The organism is Streptococcus bovismuti, assembly GCF_042436615.2.
Lineage (GTDB): Bacteria > Bacillota > Bacilli > Lactobacillales > Streptococcaceae > Streptococcus.
Genome location: NZ_JBHMFR020000003.1, coordinates 42,369 through 65,522, shown reverse-complemented (window position 1 = coordinate 65,522; position 23,154 = coordinate 42,369). Strand labels below are relative to the sequence as shown.

General features: G+C 40.5%; 23 protein-coding genes. 1 reads left to right on the top strand and 22 read right to left on the bottom strand.

All coding sequences use genetic code 11. The annotated features are described in order from the left end of the window. From ACERDH_RS04810 to ACERDH_RS04730, 17 genes are all read right to left on the bottom strand, one after another. Complete coding sequence (locus tag ACERDH_RS04810; protein WP_386683619.1) at positions 1–564, bottom strand: TIGR01440 family protein; 564 nt, start codon at positions 562–564, stop codon at positions 1–3. A 114-nt stretch (positions 565–678) separates the two neighbouring features. Continuing rightward, positions 679–2,370 carry a cache domain-containing sensor histidine kinase gene (locus ACERDH_RS04805; RefSeq protein ID WP_386683616.1) on the bottom strand — a complete coding sequence of 564 codons (1,692 nt, stop codon included), beginning with the start codon at positions 2,368–2,370 and terminating at the stop codon, positions 679–681. Next, positions 2,367–3,104 carry a response regulator transcription factor gene (locus tag ACERDH_RS04800; protein WP_049488474.1) on the bottom strand — a complete coding sequence of 246 codons (738 nt, stop codon included), beginning with the start codon at positions 3,102–3,104 and terminating at the stop codon, positions 2,367–2,369. The genes ACERDH_RS04805 and ACERDH_RS04800 overlap by 4 nt, the downstream gene beginning before the upstream one ends. Positions 3,105–3,174: 70 nt before the next feature. Then, a complete protein-coding gene (gene msrB / locus ACERDH_RS04795; protein WP_386683612.1) occupies positions 3,175–4,287 on the bottom strand; it encodes a peptide-methionine (R)-S-oxide reductase MsrB in 1,113 nt (370 codons plus the stop codon). Between the two features lie 9 nt (positions 4,288–4,296). Then, positions 4,297–4,860: a redoxin family protein gene (locus ACERDH_RS04790; protein ID WP_386683609.1), complete on the bottom strand. Its 564-nt coding sequence runs from the start codon at positions 4,858–4,860 to the stop codon at positions 4,297–4,299. Between the two features lie 13 nt (positions 4,861–4,873). Next, the gene (ccdA2, locus tag ACERDH_RS04785; RefSeq protein WP_084886928.1) at positions 4,874–5,584 is read right to left on the bottom strand and encodes a thiol-disulfide oxidoreductase-associated membrane protein CcdA2; all 711 of its coding nucleotides are present in this window, start codon (positions 5,582–5,584) and stop codon (positions 4,874–4,876) included. A gap of 166 nt (positions 5,585–5,750) precedes the next feature. Continuing rightward, positions 5,751–6,299 carry a GNAT family N-acetyltransferase gene (locus ACERDH_RS04780; RefSeq protein WP_084928089.1) on the bottom strand — a complete coding sequence of 183 codons (549 nt, stop codon included), beginning with the start codon at positions 6,297–6,299 and terminating at the stop codon, positions 5,751–5,753. A gap of 299 nt (positions 6,300–6,598) precedes the next feature. Next, complete coding sequence (gene nadE, locus ACERDH_RS04775; protein ID WP_386683604.1) at positions 6,599–7,423, bottom strand: NAD(+) synthase; 825 nt, start codon at positions 7,421–7,423, stop codon at positions 6,599–6,601. After that, positions 7,420–8,880, bottom strand: coding sequence for a nicotinate phosphoribosyltransferase (locus tag ACERDH_RS04770; RefSeq protein WP_386683601.1), 1,461 nt, complete (start codon positions 8,878–8,880; stop codon positions 7,420–7,422). The genes nadE and ACERDH_RS04770 overlap by 4 nt, the downstream gene beginning before the upstream one ends. Before the next feature lie 115 nt (positions 8,881–8,995). Then, positions 8,996–9,484 (bottom strand): DUF6773 family protein, encoded by a 489-nt coding sequence (locus ACERDH_RS04765; RefSeq protein ID WP_386683598.1) that lies wholly within the window; start codon positions 9,482–9,484, stop codon positions 8,996–8,998. Next, on the bottom strand, positions 9,474–9,683 hold the full coding sequence (locus tag ACERDH_RS04760) for a helix-turn-helix transcriptional regulator (RefSeq protein WP_001107500.1): 210 nt from the start codon (positions 9,681–9,683) through the stop codon (positions 9,474–9,476). The genes ACERDH_RS04765 and ACERDH_RS04760 overlap by 11 nt, the downstream gene beginning before the upstream one ends. A gap of 339 nt (positions 9,684–10,022) precedes the next feature. Further along, positions 10,023–10,433 (bottom strand): GNAT family N-acetyltransferase, encoded by a 411-nt coding sequence (locus ACERDH_RS04755; RefSeq protein WP_386683594.1) that lies wholly within the window; start codon positions 10,431–10,433, stop codon positions 10,023–10,025. A gap of 109 nt (positions 10,434–10,542) precedes the next feature. Further along, complete coding sequence (locus tag ACERDH_RS04750; protein ID WP_386683591.1) at positions 10,543–11,793, bottom strand: hypothetical protein; 1,251 nt, start codon at positions 11,791–11,793, stop codon at positions 10,543–10,545. 37 nt (positions 11,794–11,830) lie between these two features. Next, positions 11,831–12,847, bottom strand: coding sequence for a PspC-like choline-binding domain-containing protein (locus ACERDH_RS04745; RefSeq protein ID WP_386683588.1), 1,017 nt, complete (start codon positions 12,845–12,847; stop codon positions 11,831–11,833). A gap of 16 nt (positions 12,848–12,863) precedes the next feature. Next, entirely contained in the window at positions 12,864–13,955 is a 1,092-nt protein-coding gene (locus ACERDH_RS04740; protein ID WP_386683585.1) for a DUF6287 domain-containing protein, read from the bottom strand. A gap of 11 nt (positions 13,956–13,966) precedes the next feature. Further along, entirely contained in the window at positions 13,967–14,323 is a 357-nt protein-coding gene (locus ACERDH_RS04735; RefSeq protein WP_024057425.1) for a hypothetical protein, read from the bottom strand. Positions 14,324–14,326: 3 nt separating this feature from the next. After that, positions 14,327–17,182 carry an LPXTG cell wall anchor domain-containing protein gene (locus ACERDH_RS04730; protein ID WP_024057424.1) on the bottom strand — a complete coding sequence of 952 codons (2,856 nt, stop codon included), beginning with the start codon at positions 17,180–17,182 and terminating at the stop codon, positions 14,327–14,329. Between the two features lie 192 nt (positions 17,183–17,374). Between ACERDH_RS04730 and ACERDH_RS04725 the strand changes: the two genes are divergently transcribed. Continuing rightward, entirely contained in the window at positions 17,375–18,307 is a 933-nt protein-coding gene (locus ACERDH_RS04725; protein ID WP_024057423.1) for a helix-turn-helix domain-containing protein, read from the top strand. A 131-nt stretch (positions 18,308–18,438) separates the two neighbouring features. Here ACERDH_RS04725 and ACERDH_RS04720 read toward each other — a convergent pair whose 3' ends face one another. From ACERDH_RS04720 to ACERDH_RS04700, 5 genes are all read right to left on the bottom strand, one after another. Then, complete coding sequence (locus ACERDH_RS04720; protein WP_000095647.1) at positions 18,439–19,803, bottom strand: amino acid permease; 1,365 nt, start codon at positions 19,801–19,803, stop codon at positions 18,439–18,441. 75 nt (positions 19,804–19,878) lie between these two features. Beyond that, positions 19,879–20,361, bottom strand: coding sequence for a transcription elongation factor GreA (gene greA, locus ACERDH_RS04715; protein ID WP_000818748.1), 483 nt, complete (start codon positions 20,359–20,361; stop codon positions 19,879–19,881). A gap of 60 nt (positions 20,362–20,421) precedes the next feature. Beyond that, positions 20,422–22,116, bottom strand: coding sequence for an endolytic transglycosylase MltG (mltG, locus tag ACERDH_RS04710; protein ID WP_386683578.1), 1,695 nt, complete (start codon positions 22,114–22,116; stop codon positions 20,422–20,424). A 79-nt stretch (positions 22,117–22,195) separates the two neighbouring features. Further along, positions 22,196–22,690 (bottom strand): GNAT family N-acetyltransferase, encoded by a 495-nt coding sequence (locus tag ACERDH_RS04705; protein ID WP_386683575.1) that lies wholly within the window; start codon positions 22,688–22,690, stop codon positions 22,196–22,198. Next, positions 22,687–23,154 (bottom strand): GNAT family N-acetyltransferase, encoded by a 468-nt coding sequence (locus ACERDH_RS04700; RefSeq protein ID WP_386683572.1) that lies wholly within the window; start codon positions 23,152–23,154, stop codon positions 22,687–22,689. The genes ACERDH_RS04705 and ACERDH_RS04700 overlap by 4 nt, the downstream gene beginning before the upstream one ends.

The window sequence follows — 23,154 nt, the reverse complement described above, 5'->3', positions numbered from 1 at the left end:
TTATGACTTTCTAATAGAATCTTGCGGATAGTGCGCACGCGCACCTCCAATTAATTTTGGACGACTTGCAAGAGCCGTTACATGGGCATGCCCAATCTCTCTCAAAAGAGGGCGAATTGGAACCTGAACATGCTTGACATGCATGCCAATTGCAGTGTCTCCGATATCCAATCCAGCATGAGCCTTGATAAATTCAACTTCAACTGGATCTTGCATAAACTTGAAGGCTGCCAACTGACCTGAACCTCCTGCATGGAGAGTTGGAAGGACACTGACGATTTCCAGTCCAAACCGCTCTGCCACCTGACGTTCAACGACGAGGGCCCGATTGACATGTTCACAACCTTGAACGGCTAGATGAATTCCTTTGTCTTCTAGGATATCTAGGATGGTCTTCACAATGATTTCCCCAATTTCTTGGCTTGATTCCTTGCCAATCTGACCACCTATCACCTCACTAGAAGAAAGACCCAAAACAAAGATAGATCCTTGCTTCAAATTGGCCTTTTCTAATACATCTTTTACAATCTGGCTTGTTTCTCTTTGAATGTCTTTTTCCTTCATACTTGATACCTCTTTTGTCATTATCTATCATATCGTTTTTTCTACGTTTTAGCAAGATAGACAACCTAGAAAGCTTGCCCAATTACGCATAAAACTCCCAGAATTGACTGGGAGTTAATTAGTTTCTATTCTATTTATGTATATTTCAACTGTCGTACCTTTTGAGGGAATAGAATCAATCTTCATTTGGTAATCTTCTCCAAAGTGAAGTTTGAGCCGTTGATTAACATTTTGAAGACCAACTCCCCCACGTTTGAGTTGACTTTGACTACTGTCGCTAGCATCTTGGAAACCAACGCCATCATCCTCAATACGGATGACCATTCCTGAATCCTGTTTCTGCACAGAAACTTTAATATGACCCTGACCTTCTTTTTCCTTAATGCCATGGTAAAGGGCATTTTCTACCAAGGGTTGTAACACCAACTTAGGCAAGACTAGATGATCAAAGGCAGGATTTTCCTCAATCTCATATTCCAGCTTATCCCCATAACGTTGTTTCTGGATAAAGAGATACTGGCGGACATGATTGATTTCGTCAGACAGGGAAATCAAGTCCTTGCCTTGATTGAGTGCCAAGCGGAAATATGTCGCCAAAGACTTGGTCACCTGAACCACTCGCTGACTATCCTGAAATTCAGCCATCCAGATGATGGTGTCCAAAGTATTGTAGAGGAAATGCGGATTAATCTGGCTTGATAAAGCTTGAAGTTGGTACTGACGGGTCGTTTCTTCCTGCCTGCGAATATCTGCCATCAGCTGATCAATCTGATCCAACATAGCATTGAACTGGCGAGTCACTTCTCTCAGTTCATGGGCACCAGTTTCCTTGGCACGAAGATTCTGATTACCAGAAGCAATCTCCAGCATGGTTTCTCTCAAGTCATTCAGAGGAGCAATCCAGCGTTTAAGACTAAGCCACACCAAGCAGAGGCAGGCAAGAAGAGATGTAACACTAGCTCCAAGCAAGGTCCACATGAGTTGACTCCGAACCTGATCTAACTTCTCCAGCGAAGACACGCCAAGCACCGTCCAATCAGTTCCTGAAATCTTTTCCTGACTGACGTAGGATTTGTGGCCAGGAGTATAGCCCTGACCCGTCTCGATGTAGGGTTTCATAGCCTCCATTTCGCTAGACGAACTATAAACTGTGTGTTGAGGGTGATAAACAAATTCATGGTTTTCATTGATGATAAAGGCAAAGCCCTGCTGACCCAACTGAAGCTGGTTGAGATAGGCTTCTAGAGTTTCGTAGGAAATATCCAAACGAAGCACGCCCAGATTGGCTCCCTTTGCATCAACAAGTTCTTGAGTGACAGAAATGACCCACTGACTGTCCGATTTACGAGCTGGGGTCAAAACTGGCACGGCTCCCTGATGAATGGCCTTTTGGTACCAGTTCTCAGCCATCATATCTGAGGAGGTTTTCATTTGCACACTATCATCTGTAGAAATGACCTGACCGGATTTGGTGACCAGAACTAACGTTTTCAAGTCTTGGTCTGCCTTCAAGATAGTCAAAAATAGATCTCGAATTCCCTTGACCTTGTCTTGACTGGGATTCTCAGCATAGGATAAAACATCTGCCTGCTGGGTCAAACTAGTCGACGTGGTTTCTAATTTTTTGATATAAGACTGGATAAAGTGGCTAGTCTGACTGATAGTCGTTTGGCTATTGTCCTCAATAGTAGCCTCAATGGCTGAAGAACTAGATTGATAGTAGAAAGTCCCAACCAGAGCTAGGAGAATGAGAAATACCAGAAAGATGGAAATAACCATTCTGACTAGGAGAGAAGAACGTTTCATCGACCTTCCCCCTTCTTAAACTGACGAGGGGTCACACCCGCAATCTGCTTAAAGCGTTGGGTAAAATAGTTCATATCTTCAAAACCAACTTTCTCTGCGATCTCATAAATCTTTAAATCCGTTGTCAGAAGCAAGAGCTTGGCTTGTTTGACACGTTCTCTCACCAGATAATCCTGAAAAGGCATGCCTAACTCTTTCTTAATCAAAGAACTCAGATAAGTCGGGCTAAAGCCTAAGTCATTTGCTAAAGACTTTAAACTAAATTGGCTATCAGCCAGATGGGACTGGATTTTCTGGGCCATATTTCCCTCAAACTTATCAGTCAATAAATCTTGTAACTGCTCTTCTTTCTCTTCCTTATCCAACTTTTGCTTGATTTTCCCCAGCATTTCCTCGATATCCTGACGAGAAAAGGGCTTGAGTAGGTAATCATCCACACCTAGTTTGACAGCAGACAAGGCATAATCAAAATCATCGTAGCCTGTTAAAAAGACCAAATGCACCTGAGGATAGGTTTCTCGGACCAGACTGGCCAACTGGATCCCATTTAGCTGAGGCATGTTGATATCGGTTAAAATAATATCTGGCACCTGCTTTTGTATCAATTCCCAAGCCTGTCTTCCATTTTCAGCTTGACCGATGATTTCCATATCGTAGGCTGCTACATTGACCAGCTTGGTCAAGCCTTGTCTTACCAGATATTCATCTTCTACGATTAAGATTGTATAGGTCATGCTTCTCTCCTTTGTCACTTACTAGTATCAGTATAGCAAAATTCTCCTCTAACTGCTTAGGAAATCCCTCTTAATCGACATAATCTAGTAAATAAGCGTAGCCTTTTTCTTCCATTTGATCTTTGGGAATAAAGCGGATAGAGAGACTATTGATACAGTAGCGCAAGCCACCCTTGTCCTGTGGGCCGTCCGTAAAGACATGGCCAAGGTGAGAATCTCCAACTCGGCTTCGCACTTCCATGCGTGTCATATTGTAAGACTTATCTTCCTTGTAGGTGGCAACATCTGGACTGATGGGTTGGGTAAAACTAGGCCAGCCACAACCAGACTCAAACTTATCCTTTGATGAAAAGAGAGGTTCACCAGTTGCTACATCCACATAGATACCAGATTCAAATTTATCCCAGTAACGGTTTGAAAAAGCTCGTTCTGTTTGATTTTTCTGGGTGACTGCATACTCCTCAGGTGACAAGGTCTTTTTCAATTCCTCATCACTTGGTTTGGGATATTTGCTGGCATCAATGACAGGATAGGCCGCCTGATTGACATTGATATGGCAGTAGCCATTTGGATTTTTCTTGAGATAGTCTTGGTGGTAATCCTCAGCCACTACAAAATTCTTCAAGGCCTCCTTTTCAACTGCTAGAGGTTGGTCGTATTTCTTAGCCACCTCATCAAAGACTTGGTTAATCACCTCTAAATCCTTGTCATCTGTGTAATAAACACCCGTACGGTATTGGGTTCCCACATCATTTCCTTGTTTATTTTTGCTGGTTGGATTGATAATGCGGAAATAGTGAAGCAGGATTTCCTTGAGAGAAATTTGCTTGGCATCATAGGTGACATGGACAGTCTCCGCATGTCCAGTTTGGTTAATCAATTCGTACTTAGTTGTTTCCCCTCTACCGTTCGCATAGCCCGAAACGGCATCTGTCACTCCGGGAACGCGTGAGAAATATTCCTCAACTCCCCAGAAACAACCTCCAGCCAGATAAATTTCGTGCAAATCTGCATCTTTACTCACTTCTGTTTTTTTCACTGTTTTTCCTCCTTGGCTAACTGCTGCTTTCTCAATTTGCGAGCTATCTGTCTGCCCTGCATTTCGCATCAATAGAAAATAGAAACCGCTTATGGCTAGGAAAAAGATTCCTGCCAAGACAAACAATTTTACTTTATCATTCATGATCTTTCTCTACCCCATTTCTTTCAATGTCTTTAAAATCATATCCTTATCCATAAAACCTGGTTGCGTTTTGACCAGCTTTCCTTCCTTGTCTATAAAGGCTTGAGTTGGGTAAGAACGGACACCATAACTTTCCAATAGTTTACCTGATGGGTCAATTAGAACTGGGAAATTTTTATAATCCAAGCCCTTGTACCAGTTCTTAAAGTCTGCTTCAGCTTGTTCACCCTTGTGTCCAGGTGACACTACCGTCAAAACCACATAATCATCACCAGCATCTTTAGCAATTTCATCCGTGTCAGGAAGACTAGCTAGACAGATGGAACACCAAGAAGCCCAGAATTTGAGATAGACTTTCTTGCCCTTGTAATCAGACAAGCGGTAGGTCTTGCCATCTACAGCCATCAATTCAAAATCAGCAACTGCCTGACCTTTAGTCGCAGTTTGTGAACTGACTTGTTCTGTTTTTGTTTGCTCCTTCATAGTAGCTTCGTCTGACATATTTTTAGCCGAACAGGCTGCCAAGCAACAGATTGAGCCTACTCCAAGGAGGCATGTTTGCCATTTTTTCATTTCTTCTTCCTCTCTATTCAAATAATGTAGTCAAAATAGAAGCATTTCCCAAAAGCACCAAGATTCCCATTACGATAATGAGGAAACCACCCACTTTTTTGAGGGTTCCGAGATAAGGATGGAGTTTTCGGAAATGTTTCAAAACATAGCTGGAGGCAAGAGCTAGAACCAAAAATGGTAGCGCCAAACCCAGCGTGTAAATCAACATGAGACCAGCTCCCTGCCAAGCACCTGAACCACCTGAAGCCGCCAAGGCCAAAACAGAGCCAAGAACCGGCCCCACACAAGGCGTCCAAGCAAAACTAAAGGTCAATCCCAGTAAAAATGCCTGACTATAGCCCTTACCCTTTTGCCCCTGTCCCTGTAATTGTAGCCTTCTTTCCTTGTAGAGTCCCTTCAAATGTAAGACTTCCATCTGGTGCAAGCCCAAGAGAATGATCACCGCACCCGTCACATACTGAAACCAAGAAGCATAAAGCAAATTGCCTAAAAAACCAGCTCCATAGCCCAGTAAGATAAAAACAAAGGAAATCCCCGCTATAAAGGCCAGAGTTCTCAATAGACTAACAAGTGAGATTGAAAATTTTTCGCTAGAAGCCTGGGTACCATCTTTGTCATCCAACAAGACCCCTGCATAGACCGGTAACAAGGGTAAAATACAAGGAGAAAAGAAGGAAAGAATTCCAGCAAGAAACACACTGATAAAAAAGATTATATTATCCATCGCCTTCCTCCATTCTTTGATTTGATAGGACTATTATAGCCCCAAAACTCAAGGAAAAACAGGGACAATGATAGGGAAAAATAGGAATTTAATCAGATTATGTAAAAAATGTTGCAAAAAAAGCCAGACAAAGCCTGACTTTGATGGAAACTGAAAGGAAAATTCACTAGTCTTCCCTACTTATCTGATAATAAATAAGGTCCGCAAGATAGCCTTTTCTCTCTACACCATTGCTAATAGTCTTTAGATAGGACATTCCAGCCTTCTCCATGACACGACCTGAAGCTGGATTGAGACTGGCATATCGAGCTCTAACTTTTTGAAAACCTGCTTGAGTAAAACAGAAGTCCAAGACAGCTTTCAATGCTTCTGTCATAAACCCATGTCCCCAGTAAACCTTGCCTAGCACATAGCCAATTTCACAAGAAGAATCATTCTCATCTATTGCAACGATGCTGATATCTCCTATTACCTGCTCCGGGTTTTCTTTGAGACAAATGGCCCATTTGTAATAGTTGGGATTGGCATAGGAGGCAACCCAATTGCGAATCGAATTTCGAGTCACCTTGACATCAGGATGAGGATCCCAAGTGACGTAGGTTAGATTTTCAGCGGACGAAGCCCAATTCTGAAACATGGCTTCTGCATCACTTTCCAAAAATCTTCGCAAGATTAAACGATCTGTCTGTAATATTTGCGTACCGATTGCTTTCATGACGCTACCTCGCTTTCTGATAGATGATTCTATGTCCAATCTCCATTTAAATTTACTTTGCCTTTGAATTTCAAGGTAAGAAGCTAAAAAGGTCCACCGGACCTTCTCTCACTTTCCTATTTCTAGAATCGGGGTAAAAAGACTAAACTCAGTAACAACTAAAAAACAAGTTTTTCATCTAGTTCCTTGACGCAGTCGCTGTCTGGTTTGAAATGCGCTTCTCCAAGCTTTTTCAAACCTAGTCATCGTTGCGGGGGTGAGACGACGAAATCGAACTCTGTGAGTTACCGATTTCTGTCTCACTCCCAAAAGTCATCGAATACGGTGATGGGTAGGTGGCGTTTGTGTTGGCCTTTGTGCCACCAGTTTTCGATAGTCGTTTGGGCTTCTAGGCTGATTGTTTTGCCTTCTAGGTAGTCGTCAATCTCCTCATATGTGACTCCGAGGGCTACTTCATCAGCTAGACCTGGTTTGTCTTCTTCTAAGTCTGCTGTTGGGATTTTTTCATAAAGGGCTGGGTCTGCACCAAGTTCCTTCAAGAGTTGTTTTCCTTGGCGTTTATTGAGTCGGTAAAGAGGGAGAATATCCGCACCACCGTCACCAAACTTGGTAAAGAAACCTGTGATATTTTCCGCAGCATGGTCTGTTCCAATGACCGCTCCACTATGGGAACCAGCAAGGGCATATTGGGCAATCATACGGCAACGAGCCTTGATATTGCCCTTGTTGAAGTCTGAAACAGGACTACCTGTCGCTTCGACTGCTGCCGTCATGGCGTCGGCTGATTCCTTGATATTCACAACCAAGCTGACATCTGGCTGGATGAAGGCTAGGGCTTTTTGAGCATCTGCTTCATCAGCTTGCACTCCATAAGGCAGACGGACAGCGATAAATTTGTAGCTGTCATCGCCCGTTTCAGCTCGCAGTTCTTCCATAGCTAATTGAGCCAATCGACCTGCTAAGGTTGAGTCCTGTCCCCCAGAAATCCCTAGTACAAAGGTTTTAAGAAAGGGATGCTTTTTCAGGTATCTTTTTAAGAAATCAATAGAACGATGGATTTCTTCCTGGGCATCAATCACTGGTTTCACGCCCAGTTCTTGGATAATCGTTTCTTGCAAATTCATTCTTCTTCTCCTTCACCAAGGGCTTCCTTGCGCATCTTGTCAATCAAGTCCATCTTGTCTTGCCATACATCACGCGCCAAATCCACTGGATAGTGTTGCGGATTGAGCACACGCTTGTACTCATCCCAAAGCTTGTCAAATTCCTTACGAGCATAAGCCTGAATCTCAGTCAAGCTAGGCAGGTTGTAAATCAATTTTCCGTCTTTAAAAATATCCACCAAGAGAGGCACAGCATCAAAATTACGTACCGTCTTCTTGATGTAGGTATAAGTCGGATGGAACATCTTGATTTCCTTCATGTCGCTCACATCCACACCGTCATAAGTAATGTAGTCACCTTCTGACTTGCCTTTTTCACGACTGGTAATGCGCCACACCTGCTTCTTACCTGGCGTAGACACTTTTTCCGCATTATTGGACAGCTTGATCGTATTGCGCATGTTCTCATTTTCATCTTCAATGGCCACAATCTTATAAACTGCCCCAAGTGCTGGCTGATCATAAGCTGTAATCAGCTTGGTACCCACACCCCAGACATCAATCTTGGCCTTTTGCATCTTGAGGTTAAGGATGGTATTTTCATCTAGATCATTTGAAGCATAAATCTTAGCCTCTGTAAATCCAGCCTCGTCCAGTTGCTGACGAACTTTCTTGGAAATGTAGGCAATATCCCCAGAATCAATCCGCACACCCATAAAATTAATCTGGTCACCCAGTTCACGCGCCACCTGAATAGCAGCGGGTACCCCAATGCGAAGGGTGTCATAGGTATCCACAAGAAAGACACAATTTTTGTGGGTCGCAGCATAAGCCTTGAAAGCCTCATAATCATTGCCATAAACCTGTACCAAGGCATGGGCATGGGTCCCCAAGACAGGAATGTCAAAGAGTTTACCAGCACGCACGTTGCTAGTTCCATTGGCGCCACCAATAACCGCTGCGCGTGTTCCCCAGATAGCCGCATCCATTTCTTGCGCCCGACGTGTTCCAAACTCCATCAAGGGTTCATCTTCAATAACCGAGCGAATACGAGCTGCCTTAGTCGCCACCAAGGTCTGGTAGTTGACGATGTTCAAAAGAGCTGTTTCAACCAACTGACATTGGGCTAGAGGGCCTTCCACCTGTACAATCGGTTCATTTGCAAAGACCAAGTCCCCTTCTTGGGCAGAACGAACAGTCAACTCCAACTTGAAATTGCGGAGGTAGTCCAAGAATGCCCCCTGATAACCAAGCGACTCCAAATAGGCGATATCACTATCTGAAAAACGCAAGTCTTCAAGATAGCTCACAATTCTTTCCAAACCAGCAAAAACCGCATAGCCATTCTTAAAAGGCTGTTGGCGGAAATAAACCTCAAAGACCGCCTTTTTATTGTGAATTCCTTGGTCAAAGTAAACCTGCATCATGTTGATCTGGTACAAGTCCGTGTGCAATGTTAAACTATCATCTGGATACATACTTTTCCTACTTCCTTAGCTAGAAACACATAAAAATTTTCAAGAACTTTCATGTATTCCAATAAATTAGTACTATTATAACATATTTTGGCTGGATTGAGAAAAGAGTAACAAGCTATTCTCCACTCTCCAGTTCATCCATATCTTGTTCAAACTTTTTCTGAGCCCATTCTCCATAACTTTTAAGGCCGAGATTACCGATAAAAACCCAAGGAAGATAAATCAGATAAGTAATGACCCAAGCAGACAAGTATTTAACGTTCAAAGGATTGTGCTGATAAATTTCGATATTGAATTGATAATTCTGCAACATCAAAAGAGCTGTAATCGCCAAGGTTAGAAAAAAACAACCCAAAATCGTAAAATGAAAACGACTATAATAGGTCACTCCCAGATAACGGGCACGATTAAAAAAGAAGAAAATTCCTACTATCAGTGTATACACTAGAAAATTCGGATTAAAAAGAGAGGGAGCTAATACAGCCACCAAATAGCTTAGAAGCACAAGCACAATAAAGAGGGAAAAGGATTCTGCCCCAGCTTTATTGATTAGTTGTTCTTCTCTTTCGTCAAGTAATTGATAATGAATGAATTTATTTACCATCTTCTTCCTCCCAAAATAGTTGGTCTAGGGTTTTCCCTAAACATCTGCAAATGGACTGGCAGAGCGAGAGACTGGGATTGTATTTGCCCGCCTCTATTAGACCAATAGTCTGGCGCGTCACACCGACAGCCTCTGCCAGTTGACCTTGTGTTAAATCAAGCTCTACCCGAGCTAATTTTAATTTTAAATTTTTAGCCACCTGCATCCTCCTTATAGTTTTAAAAAGTTGCGCCTCTTTTTAACATTATTATATCATATATCTAACTTAATGCAACATATATCTGTCATTTTGTAATATTTTGTTAATAAAAAAATTCTCTACCACAAAAAGATAGAGAGTTTTCTGCTTATTCAATTTTTTCAAAATATCAACGGCATGGTAAGCTTTCACATCTAATGTCTCAGCTGCGATTGGTTTGTCTTAAATATCGTCTAGAAAGACACAATTTCTAGGTCCTAACTTGTATTTATCGATAGTTACTCATATCCATCAGTCCACCTCCATACTCATGTACGAGCTTATCACTTCATATTCACCTTACAGATTCTTTTGGTAATAATATCTTTGCCCAATGTAGGGATAGTCTTGTAAGGTAAAGACTTCCTTGTAGCCATGCCTTTTATAAAAATCTGGAGCTTGAAACTGGTAAGTATTGACAAAAGCAAAACGACAGCTTCGATTCTTAGCTTCAGTTTCTGCTTGCTGCAATAGTTTTGAACCGATTCCTTGCCCTCTCAGTTCCTCTTTTACAAATAAATACTCGATTTCTAGCCAATTTCCAAAAGTCTCTGCTATCAAACCTGCCAGGAGATTGCCCTTTTCATCTTCGACATAAAGATTCAGTGGCTCACTTTCAGCCTCTTCTCTTTTTGAACGGTTATAAGCACGAATCAGATTCCCTATTTCTTGTGATTTATGGGATTCCTTATTTTCCAATCTAAAGTACATCTAAACCTCCTCAAATACTGTTACAGCTTGATTATAGTCTTATTTCAATAGACTGTCAAATTAGCAAAAACTCACCAACCTGAGTTGATGAGTTTCAAATTTACTACTATCACTGCTTATATTCTTTTAATTTATAATTCAATAAATAGGACTTCAACCCTTCTAAATCTGTAGTAGTATTAAACTGCAATTTCTCTAGCTTATCCATATCTACACTGCCGTCTTTTTTGACTCCTGCTACATAACCATAGTCTTTAAAATGAGTTTCTTTAGACCCATCCGACTTGGTTTCAGTAACTTTATAGATGATGCTTAGACCAATAATATTTTCATAAGCACTGTCACTTGATGAAAATATTCCTAAGTATGTTCCTTGCGGTTCTAGTGTATACGAAGAGGAGGAGCTATTTTTGTTTTCAGACTTACTGTAGTCATCAATTTTCTTAAGAATATCCTTTAATTCCTTAATCTCACTGACTTCTTTCAAGCCAGAAACTGGAACTTCAAAACTCTTTTCTGCAGGTACTTTCCCTTCTTTTTTCAATTTATTCAAATAGTAGTCACGAACCACAAGTTTGATGTTATCACCATTTTTCAAATCATTGGCATCAGAATTACCATCAATAGTGAAGATATCTTCCTCATCTTTTGTTTTAGGAATAGAAACTTGACCATAGCCATTAAAGCCTTCAAAACTTACAGGAGTCAGTTTCAAGAGGTCTTCTTTTGAAACTTTTTCATATTCCTTCAGTGTTTCAACCTTAAATGTTTTCTTTTCAGCTTTAACAGGAGAATTTTGCGAAGTTGTTGTGACTGTGAAGGTCACTTCGTCCCCATTTTTTAACTCACTTTTCTTATCAAACTCATAACGAACACTGCTAATCATAGCCTTAGCTAGAGAAGCTTTTGAGGCTAATTGCGGATTGGTTGCCAAAGCCGATAGGGCTACAGGATCATTCTGAGCAAGGGCCTGAGCTTGTTCCTTGTTAAATCCAGCTTTTTTGTAGGATAGTTCCTTAATCATGGCCGCAATCACTTCTTCATTATAAGTCAAAGTCCCTGACTCTGAATATCCTGAAAATTCAACCCTAACTTCTTTTGCTAAACTTTTAGGTTGTCCTTGATAAAAGTTATAACCTACAAAGGCGATAATAGCAAGTCCAACAGCAATCACCACACCAAGAGTTTCCTTACGTCGTGTCTCAATGAGTTGTTTTACCTTATCCACAAATCCTAGCTGACTTGAGACAGGAGCTACAGGATTGCTATTCCCGTTTTCCTGCTTGACGCTTGTCTCTTGTTCTGAAACTTCTGTATCATTTGAAGTCTCTTCATGTACCTTATTTTCCAACTCTTCCACTTAAGATCTCCTTTGTTTTTCGAATGTTAGAACGAAATTATTTGATCCATTTACCAGATCCATCTACACGATAACCATCTGGTGTACGTTCGCTAACAGCCATCTTACCATTTGATTTAAGGTAATAATCTCCTACCCATTTGTTACGAGCGTAGCTACCTTCTGATGTCAAATAGTAATATGCTTTGTAATCATTGTCATAAATCCACTCATTCTTAGCCATCTTACCGTTTGATTTGAGGTAATAGCTTCCTGACCAAGCATTACGCGCATAGCTTCCTTCTGATGTCAAGTAATAGTAAGATCCGTAATTAGCATCATAAATCCATTCACTCTTAGCCATGTAGCCACCTGATTTAAGATAGTAGTTCCCTACCCAAGCATTTTCAACATAGTCACCAGCAGCATTCAAATAAAAATATGACTTATACTGTGAATCATAGATCCATTTGCTGAAAACTTTTTGGCCATTTTGGTAGTAAGAACGACCTACCCAACCATTCTTTCCACTTGGCTGTTCTGGAGTTTTTGGCTCAGGTATTGGTGTTGATTCTGGCTTCAAGTTAACTTTTTCATACTTAACAAATTCTCCATCTTTAATTGTCAATTTAATAGCTCCAACTAAAGTAAAGTAACCTGATTCATGAGAAAGGGTCCAATCCTTAAACGAAACCAGATAAGTTCCATCAGGGTAAGGGTTCCCATTTCGCAAAGATAAATTAAACTTTGCTCTACCAACATTTTTCTTAGCTTCCCCATTTGTAACTGGATCAATCCTTAAAGTACCATTTGAAATTAATACTCGTCCTGTATCTGCTTCTAAAACTTCAAAAGAATGTAACAAGGTACTTGAAACAGAGACATCTGAACGATCCCCAACTACTTCCAAGTACAAGTTTCCATCTAGTCCCATCTGAGCAGTTACATCCGCATAAATATTACGGTATTCTGCAGCTTCTACACTGTTAGTTGGAAGCACACTTGTTGTGATAACTCCTGCTGTTACGAGGCTCAACCCCATTACTGATCCTGTCAATACGTGTTTTAGTTTCATCTTCTATTTCTCCTTTTTACTCACTAACCTTATAATAAAATTCGTTTGGATCGGATAATGCACCTGCATATTGGGCAATCAACAAACGATCCTTGCTACTGTCAGACGCATCTGTGTAAGTTGTATCTCCTGCATTAAAGTCTGGATGCACAACTCCTTGTGGAATCAAGGTAACAGATGCACCTCCAGGTCCTGAACTTGAACCCATGCCAAATTTTGCCATATTATTTACAATCTTTGGTGCTGCTGGAGTCAAAACTGCCCCATTTGTAAATCCATTTTCATCAAAAGTGATTTCTCCACCCTTGTTATTCTTCCAAGTTCCTTTAATACTACTGAAGTTTTTCTGGTAAATCTCAGTCAGATGAGCACCAGGTCCCTTGGACTGCTCCTCTAGGTCAATAAAGGGACGACTAGCTGAAGCATCATCAAAAATCAACCAGTTCAAGCCTTCTAAATCGATCTTTTTAATTCCATCTAGCCCTTGTAAACTTGAAGGATCATCTGTCTCTCTTAAATCATAGTTGACTGAGCTGGCTTCCTGATAACGACCATCTGCAAAGAGATAGGTTTTAGCAATGCCCTCTGGCCTAGAAGCACTGAAAATCAAGTAAGAGATAGCTCCATTTTCATAAGGAATCAAGATTTGACGTGAACCACCTTTTCCCGCAACACCACCTGCCTTGACCAGCTGAGCTCCTTGATCTGTCAGATAGTAAATCCCAAGTAGAACCTTATCTTGCTTAATCAGCAATTCTTTCTTTCCATCCTTATTGATATCGTAGAAAGTGTAGCTGATATCTTTCCCTTGGTAATCAAACAAAATGGAATCAATATAAGACTCTTCTTTGTCACCTGTCGAGTTCTGTGGCATTTGTTGTTTTTGTGCTGCCTTAACTCGCTCTCGATAGGAATCTAAGATATTCTGAAATACAATCTGGTAATCAATCTTAGCTTGTTCAGCTTTTTTATCTTCTGAAGCACTGGTTTGGACTGTAGTGTCAGTCGATTCTCCCTCGCTCGTCTGGCTAGCTTGTTGCCCACAGGCTGCTAATAAAAGCACTGAGCTAGCCACTAACAAGCCACTTAAGATACTTTTCTTGGACATAATACCTCCTTTTATTTCTTTTTAAAAGATTTACCAGCTAGTATACCGGAAGGATCTGAAGTAATAGTTAACTCTCCACCTTTGATTTCATAACCTAGTTTCAGTGAAGACAATTCAAGAGTCTTTTCTTTCTGATTGACCTTCATCTCGTCTGTCTGCTCCGTTGGTTTTCCTTCTGTCAGGATACCAATCGTTTTTCCTTTGGTATGAACTTGTCCCTTATCACCCTTGATTTGGATAGTCACAGTTGCTTCTTCCATAAATGGCATGCTACCTTGATAGACATAAGTCCCATCTGCTGATGAGCAGGCTGCGAGAAGCAATAAGCTCGTTACTAACGATAATACAAATGCAAATTTCTTTTTCAATTTTTATCCCTCTTTTTTCTTTAAAATAATTCCTAATCCTGCCAAGAAGCCATATCCTAATAAAGCTAGTAGGCTGACTTGACTGCCAGTATTTGGCAATGCTTTTTGTCCAGCTTCTTCTTGGGCTGGAGATAGAACTGCAGGCGCTTGGTAACTTGGTTCTGGACCAACAGGTTTCACGTTATGGTCACCATCTTGATCTGGTTTGTTGGCATTCTGTTGGTCACTTGGTCTGTCACCTTTCGGCTCTTGATTTGGTTCTTCACCTTTTGGTTGCTCTACTTTCGGTTGTTCAGCTTTGGGTTCTTCTGTCTTTGGTTGTTCAACTTTGGGCTGCTCTCCCTTAGGTTCTTCTGTCTTAGGCTGTTCTACTTTTGGTCGCTCAACTTTTGGTTCGTCAATTTTCGGCTCATCCTTAGGTAATTGATCAAGTGGGAATTCTGGTAGTTCTGGTTGAATAGCACCTGGGCCGTTTACACCACCTTTGAATTCTGGTTTCTCTGGAATGAGAGCGTCGTCGATTGTCTTACGAAGGAGCAATTTTTGATACTCGCGTTCTGCTTCGTCTTTTGCTTTTCTCGCTTTCTCTGCTTCGTCTTCTTTTTGCTTCACGTCACGTTTCAAATCATCTACGTGTTTGCAGAGTTCATCCAACTCTTTTGACTTAGCTTTCAATTCTGCTTCCAGTTTGCCTTTTTCTTGACTCAAACGAAGTGTTTCTGCCAACTTGTCTTTTGCTTTTTGAAGTGCGTCTTCCGCGTCTTTCAATTCTTTGTCCGCTTTCAAACGGTCAATCTTCGCAGTTTCCAAGTCTTTATCTTTTTGCTGACTTTCAGACAATTTCTTAGCCAATTCTTTATCCGCTTCGTCTTTTGCCTTGCGAGCTTTTTCTAGACGCAATGATTTGGCATTATCGTCCAGTGTCACACGTTCTAGCTTACGTTGAGCGTCTTCTGCTTTTTCTTGGGCTTTTTCAAGCTCTTTTACAGCTTCCGCACGTTTTGCTTCTTTAGCAGGTGTTTCAGACACTTCTTTTTCAAGTTCGGCAATGCGTTTCTCAATTTCTTGAAGCTCTGTTTTCACTTGTTCCAAGTTATCTTCAGCCGTCTTCTTATCTCCTTTAGCTTTTTCCAATTCCGCTTCTACTTCTTGTTTGCTTTGTAGAGTCGGGGTTGGAAGATTGACTTTAGAGTTTGGTCCGTAGAGTTCGTCGTATTTAGATTTTTGGATATCGGTATCATCGTTATCGATGTATTTTTCACCTTTCACTTTTAAAACATGAATACGGAATACATATGTGAAATCAGGGTCACCAAGGTCAGTTAAAAGCTGTCCACCTTTGATGATTGATGTGTTCAAGCCTAAAGTATCGGCATGTAGAAGACTATAAAAGTGACCATATCCACCAGTCAAGTATCCTTCTGCAAAGAATGATAAGAATGTTTCTGTCATACGAGCAATGAGTTCTTGTCTAGTCATTTTATCTGAACCCATTGGAATATTCATGAGGTCTTCATAATATTGACTATGAGTATCAACACCTGGATTATCAGATGCAATCAAGCCTCTTTTTCGTGCAACGTCATTAATCCCACGTCCAAAATGGCTAAGGTCTTGGTAGTCATTGTCTTTATAGACTTTAGCAACTTCTTTGGCAAAATCTTTATTATTTGTGTTTAGTTTTGCTTCTGGTAAGTCTAATTGTTTACGAAGATTGTTTAAAAGAGTAACAAAATGGTTGTTTAAGTCATTAACGATATCTTGAGGAAGGTTATTTGGGTCATATTTGACATCATTTTCTCCGTCTTTGATTCCATTTTCGCTAATGCTACCGATTTTTTCCATCCATTTTTCATTTGTTTCACGGTCTAGTTCAGTCAACTCTTCTTCTAGTCGGCGAATATCTTTACGATATTGTTCCAACCAAACTGTATAGCGAGCGTTCCATTCTTCATCCGCTTTGTCGATTTGGTCTGCATCCATACCGTCCATATTTGGATATGGTTCTGGGTATTTATCCATACGACGTTTGATAAGCTCTTTAGCTTTAGCAAGCCATTCTGGAGTTACGGTTACATCTGTCGGATATTGTGCTGTTTTCAGTTTTTCTTCAGCATCTTTAACGGCTTTTTCCGCGTCTTTGACAGCGCCTTCTTTTGCTGTTTTATCTGCTTCTTTGTCGGCTTTGTTTTGGCGTTCTTGAACTTTCTTAGCTTCACGCGTTTTGTCGTCTTCTTTTGCTTTTTCTAGCTCTGTTTCCGCATCACGTTTAGCTTTGTCTTTTACAAGAACATCTTTATCCGCGTCATCTTTTTCTTTTTGAGCCTTGTCTTTCGCTGCTGGGTCATAGTCGTCTGTTGCGTCTTTTACCTCTTTGTCAGCTTTTTCGACACCTGTACGAGCCTTGTCAAGCTCATCTTTAGCGAGTTTGGCTTCGTCAGACTTTTTAGTCACTTGGTCAGCCTTATCTTTGGCTTCGGCTTCTTTGTCTGTTTTAGCCTTTTCTTTAGCGTCTACATCTTCTGTTTCCTTTTGGATTTTCTCAGGTGTAGCATCTTTGGCCTTTTCAAGGGCTTTTTCAAGAACTTCTTTTGCAGTTTTCTTAGCGTCTTTGTCTTTTTGCGCTTTATTAAGCGTATCTTTGGCTTGTTCAGCGTCTTTTGCTTTTTGGTCCGCGTCTTTAGCTGAATCCACAGCACGTTTTTCAGCGTCAGACAGGTCTTTGTCTGTGACCTTGTCGTTGACCGTAGCCGTTACTGTGTTTTCAGTTGGGGCTTCTGTGGCAAAGGCTGTTTGAGTAGTTGCAGCGACTCCCAAACCAGCAACTGTAGCAGTTGTTATAACCAGGGACTTTTTCATCCTTATCTCCTTTACTTTTAATTGACTTGATTATACAGTAAATAATCCCCTTTTTGGATATTTCTACCCAAAACAGTAGAATATTATACTTCCCCCCGACTTTTCCAAAAAAATCTACTAAAAACAGTAGATTTTTTCAAAATTATAGAAAATTAAGTTATAATAAAATAAATCAAGACTAAGGAGATAATCATGGAACCGAAACACTATGGAGAAATCATTCAAAAAATCCGTCAAGATCGTAATATGACTCTTAAAGAGGCTGCTGGAGATGCTATTACTCCCAATAACCTCAGTCGCTTTGAAAAAGGGTTAGCCACTATCAAAGTCGATACTTTTTTTGATCTTTTGAACAGATTTAACTTAGATGGAGAAGACTATGCAGAAGTGTTACATATTCAAGATGATGGAACTCAAAGATCAAAACAAATTCTAAATGCATTATATCAAAATGATAGAATGAAAGCTAGGCAAATACTAGGAAAGAAAAGTGACTGGGGAAATATCATAGAGTATTACATACTAAAATTAGGCATTTTAAATCAAGCAAAAGGACATACAATAGATAAATTTACTCCTGATGAAGAAGAAGCTGTTAATTACTTGATCAACTATATATTTAATATTGATACTCTTTATCTTCGTGATTTTACTATTATTGAAATTCTTTTAATGTTTAAGATTCAATTTTTTGAGTTAAAATTCCTTGAATACATCGAAAAGCTAATTATGAAAGGATTGGAAGATTTCAAGTATATAACTGATCAGTTTTATCGCAGATATACTACAACTGGAACGCTTTTAGTTAGAGCATATTCTCGCTATGGATACTACGATAAAGCAGAAAATCTCATCTATAAGTTGAAGATCATAATGTCTAAAGAATTCCATAATGCATATTCAGTATATAACCTATTTAATTTAAACATATATGAAGTTCACAATCTACTTCGACAAAATAACCCTAAGGGCATTGAACGAGCTAATATTCTTCTTCATTACATGGATGCCCAAAACAACCTCTTCCCACTAGCAAAGATATTTGAAGCAAAGAACATATTCGTCCAAGACGTTCAAAGACTGAATAAAACTGGCATTCCATTCCCTCCAGAAGATGAGGAATAACTAACAACATCAGTCTAGAGCAAGATGTTTTAAAATCAAGTCAAAAAACACCAAAGTCACTTTAGACTCTGGTGTTTTTTGACTTGATTTTAAAACAAAAACCCACCAACCTAAGTTGATGAGTTTCAAATCTATTTTCTAAATTTCCACTGGCTATAAATCCCAAAACCGATAATCCAGATAGCTGATCCGATTGCTCCTACAAATGTAGACTCTTGTAAAAAGAGGGTTACAAAGACAAAGGCAAAGAAGAGCATGGTTAAAGGATTTAAGAAACGATAATGGGGCATGAGATAGCCATCCGCCATAAAGTCTGGTGACTTGCGGTATTTAAGGTGAGCCACCATAATCAAGATATAAATGGCGATATAGACACCTGATGATGATGCCGTAATCAAGGCAAAGGCATCCGAAACTCCTGGCAAGACGTTGATAAAGGCTGCGAGGGCAATCAAAATTGCTGAAGCGATGATGGCATTTTGTGGCACATTGTGACGAGAAAGAGTATCTGCCTTAATCGCCTTTAAGAATGGATTTGGCGAATCATGAGCAATCTGGTACAAATGACGTCCTGTTGAATAAAGGGTTGAGTTAAGAGCAGATGCTGCTGAGGTCAAAACGACGAAGTTAATCAAAGCTGCTGCCCACTTAATACCTGCCAATTCAAATACTGTAACAAAAGGAGAATCAGCCGATGCAAGTTCACGCCATGGGATGATGGACATAATGGCCAAGAGAGCCCCACCATAGAAAAAGACGATACGCAAAGGAATTTCCTTAACGGCTTTTGGCAAGACCTGACGTGGATTTTTGGTTTCAGAAGTTGTTACCCCGATAAACTCAATCATGAGATAAGCAAAGAAAACCATCTGGAAGGCCATGACAAAGTTCACTCCACCATTTGGGAAGAGGGAGAAATTGTCGGCAATATTAGCCAAACTTGCTACTCCATGAGGTGTCTTAAAGCCTGTCAAGACCATAAAGACTCCTGTCGCAATCATAGCTAAAATAGCTACAATCTTGACCATAGCAAACCAAAACTCAACTTCCCCAAAGAGCTTAACCGCAATCAGATTGACCAAGGCTAAAATGGTCAAAAATCCAATCTCAATCATCCAACTTGGCCAGCTAGGAAACCAGAACTGAACATAGTGTGAGATAGCAGTGATTTCCGCCATACCGATAAAGACAACGGATAGCCAGTAAGACCAAACCGAGAAATAACCCCAGCCCTTACCCAAATGGCGCGTTATAAAGTTGATAAAGGTATGTTGCTCAGGATCTTGGTAGAGCATTTCCCCAACCGCACGCATCATGAGGAACATAAAAGCCCCAGTAATCATATAAATCAGTACAATGGAAGGACCTGTTAAGCTGATAGAGCGACCCGCTCCCAAAAAGAGTCCTGTTCCGATTGTTCCCGCAATGGCCATAACCTGTACGTGACGATTAGTTAAACCACGCTCCATCTTATTTTTTTTCTTCTTTGAACTCATAACGTCTCCAATTCAATTTAAAATGGAAAAAGGAGTGAGTGAAGCGCATCGCCTCCCCACTCCTTTTTTCTGTTTTTAGGCTGTTTTTTCAACCTTCAAGATTTTTACATCATAGCTACCAACAGGCGTTTCAATGGTTGCTGTATCACCTGTTTTCTTGCCAATCAAGGCTTGTCCAATTGGGCTTTCATTTGAAACCTTACCTGCAAAGGCATCCGCACCCGCTGAACCTACGATAATATAAACTTCTTCTTCGTCCTCACCAATTTCTTGGATAGTAACTGTTTTACCAATCGCTACTTCATCATCGGCAACTGAGTCGCTATTGACGATTTCAGCATAACGGATTTTTGTTTCCAAGCTAGAGATTTGTCCTTCAACAAAGGCTTGTTCATCCTTAGCCGCTTCGTATTCACTGTTTTCAGAAAGGTCACCGTATGAACGGGCAATCTTAATGCGTTCTACCACTTCTGGTCTGCGAACCAATTTCAATTCTTCTAATTCTTTTTCAAGTTTTTCCTTTTCCGCAAGGGTCATAGGATATGTTTTTTCTGCCATTTTTCTCAACTTTCTTTCGATAGTATTGAATCTCTATCTGAGATTATCATTTGTGTAGTCTTAGTTTGAACTACTATTTTGAGTAAGCTTGCTATTGACGTGCTCAGCTACATTACGATCATGTTCTTCCTGAGTCACTGCGTAATAGACTTTACCATCTGTAACATTTGCTACAAAGTATAGGTTTTCACTCTTTGTTTGGTTAATACTTGCCTCAATCGCGTCCTGACTTGGACTATCCACTGGACCAGGCATCAAACCAGGTTTTGTATAAACATTGTATGGTGAATTAATCGATGTATCAATTCCAGCGTCATCTGCTAGGCTAATATTTTGGCCAAGTTTGCCTTGAGCATACAAGATTGCAATATTGCTTTGAAGTGGCATACCAAGATTCAAACGGTTGTAGAAAACACCTGCAATCAACTTACGATCTTCAGTCTTAGCCCCTTCTTTTTCAACAAGTGAAGCAATTGTTAGCAATTCATTAACTGTCAAGTTCTTAGACTTAATTGCACTATAGTGCGGAGTCAATGTTTTATCCATAGCTGCCAACATCTCATCAATCAAGCTTTCAATAGTTGTGCTTTCCTTGATAGAGTAGGTCGCTGGGAAAAGATAACCTTCTAAACGATAACGAGCTCCACTTTCTTTCGTTGGCAAACTTTCGAGTAGGTTTGGATATTTAGCAACTTCTTGACTGATAAAGTTGTCATCTTGAACTTTAGCCAAGAAGGCTTCCGCTGTCAAAGGTTCTTTAAATTCACCTTGTAATTGGCCTACAGCTTGGGCGATTTGATCAATTGTATATCCTTCTGGAATCGTTAAATCTGCAAGTGAAGGTTCTTGAGGTTCAGGAGTACCACCTTTTTGTAGTTCCTTAATGATATCCTCTGTACTCATGCTCTTTTTCAAATTGTAATATCCAGCCTTCAAATCTGAATAATTCTTATATTTAGCGTAGAAAGCAAAAATCACTCCGTGTTTAATCACACCAGCATTTTCAAGTGCTGATCCAATCTCTTGGACATTGGAACCTTCTGGGATTTGAACGGTTACATACTGCTTAGAATTAGCATCAACTGGTAATAAAGATGACTGAACATACTGATAACCGAAGTAACCACCTGCCGAAATCAGGGCAAGGAAAATCAGTAGTGAAATGAAGAAAGCCTTCAAATGTGATTTTTTCTTCTTAACTGGTTTAACTGTCTCACGGCGACTACGACGTGGAGTTTCAGTAATGACTTCAACCGTTTCCGATTCCGTAACTGGTTCTGGTTTTACTACTTCTTTCTGAGGCTCTTTTTCAGTTTCAGTCTTATAAGAAACAGCTACTCTTGTTGGAGTTGCATTCACATCTCTTTCGACCCTTTGTGGACGACTAGCCTCTGGTCCTGGAACCGGTCTTGATGGACTTGCTTCAGCTGGTGAAGCTGGAACATCTTGACTAGGGTGACTAGGAGTAATCGGAGCTTCTTCTCTTAATTCATCTGCCGGTGATGCAGACACATCTTCACTAGGATGCTGTGGAACACGTGGTGCATTCTCCATAATTTTTTCAACAGCTGATAGGGATGCATTCATTACCTCTTCATCAGCGATTTTTGTGTCAGGGACAGGCAAAGCTGATTTTTTTTCAGCAAGCTCAGCGGCTTCTTGGCGAATCCCTTCATAACGTTTTACTTTTTCTAAATCACGCAAAATCTGCTCTTTAAAGCTTAATTTTTCGTCTTCTCTTGGCTTTTCACTCAAAAGTTTATCCTCCTCGTTGACAATCCATAATATTATATCTTAAAAACGAAAGAAAAGCAACCTAGCATGCTTTTCTAGCTTATTTTTTAGCTTCCCAGACCATATCATACCAGGTTTCCCCTGCAAAGGTTGACTGGGACTGGCCTTCATTGACAAATCCATGCTTTTCGTAGTAGGCGATGAGATAGTCATGACAGGTTAGGTTAATGCCTTCTCTTTCGTGTTCAAGCGCCAACTCTTTCAAGGCTGTTAGTAATTTTTGACCAAGTCCAAGGCCCTGTGCCTCCTTGGCAATAGAAAGACAGGTCACAGAGATATAACCACCAGACTCATGACTATGGTCTTCTATCTCTTCTGTAAAAGACTGATCCTGCAGATGGCGGTGTGGTCCAACTGGCCCTTCTATATACCCCATGATTCTGCCCTCTTTTTCTGCAACCAGAAAAGATGTCTGAATTTCTCGCAAATGAGCTTCAAAAACCGAGCGAGGAATGGCTTCTTCAAGTGAGAAATTTTCTAGTTCAATCTCAACGATACGATCTAAATCTTCTAATCTTGCTTGTCTGATTTTCATTGTGCCTCCAGATAAAAGGGATTAAACCAAATCATACTATAACCCTGGCTAGCTGCATAAAGCGAATCTACCTCTTCTTCATCAATAAAACCGTTCATTTCAAAATAGGAAAGCAACTCATCAGGACTCTTCAAACGAATAGCTTTGTAATACTGCTCAACCGCCACCTCTTTCAAAGCCGCAAGAAGAAGCGTTCCCAAGCCCTGTCTCTGATGGTCATCATCAATGACTAAAGAATGTACTTCTAGACATTGCGGATTGTGGAGCTGAGGTCCGCCTAGAACATAGCCCAGAAGCTGATTTTCATCCCTAGCTAGAAGAAAGGTATCCGTAGACTTACGGATACTTTCTTCTAAAATATGGGAAGGTTGCTGCTTGTCAGCTGAAAAAGATGAAGCCTGAAGTGCCTCTATTTCAGGTAAATCAGACTTACTTGCCTGAATGATCTTAATTGGAATTTCCAT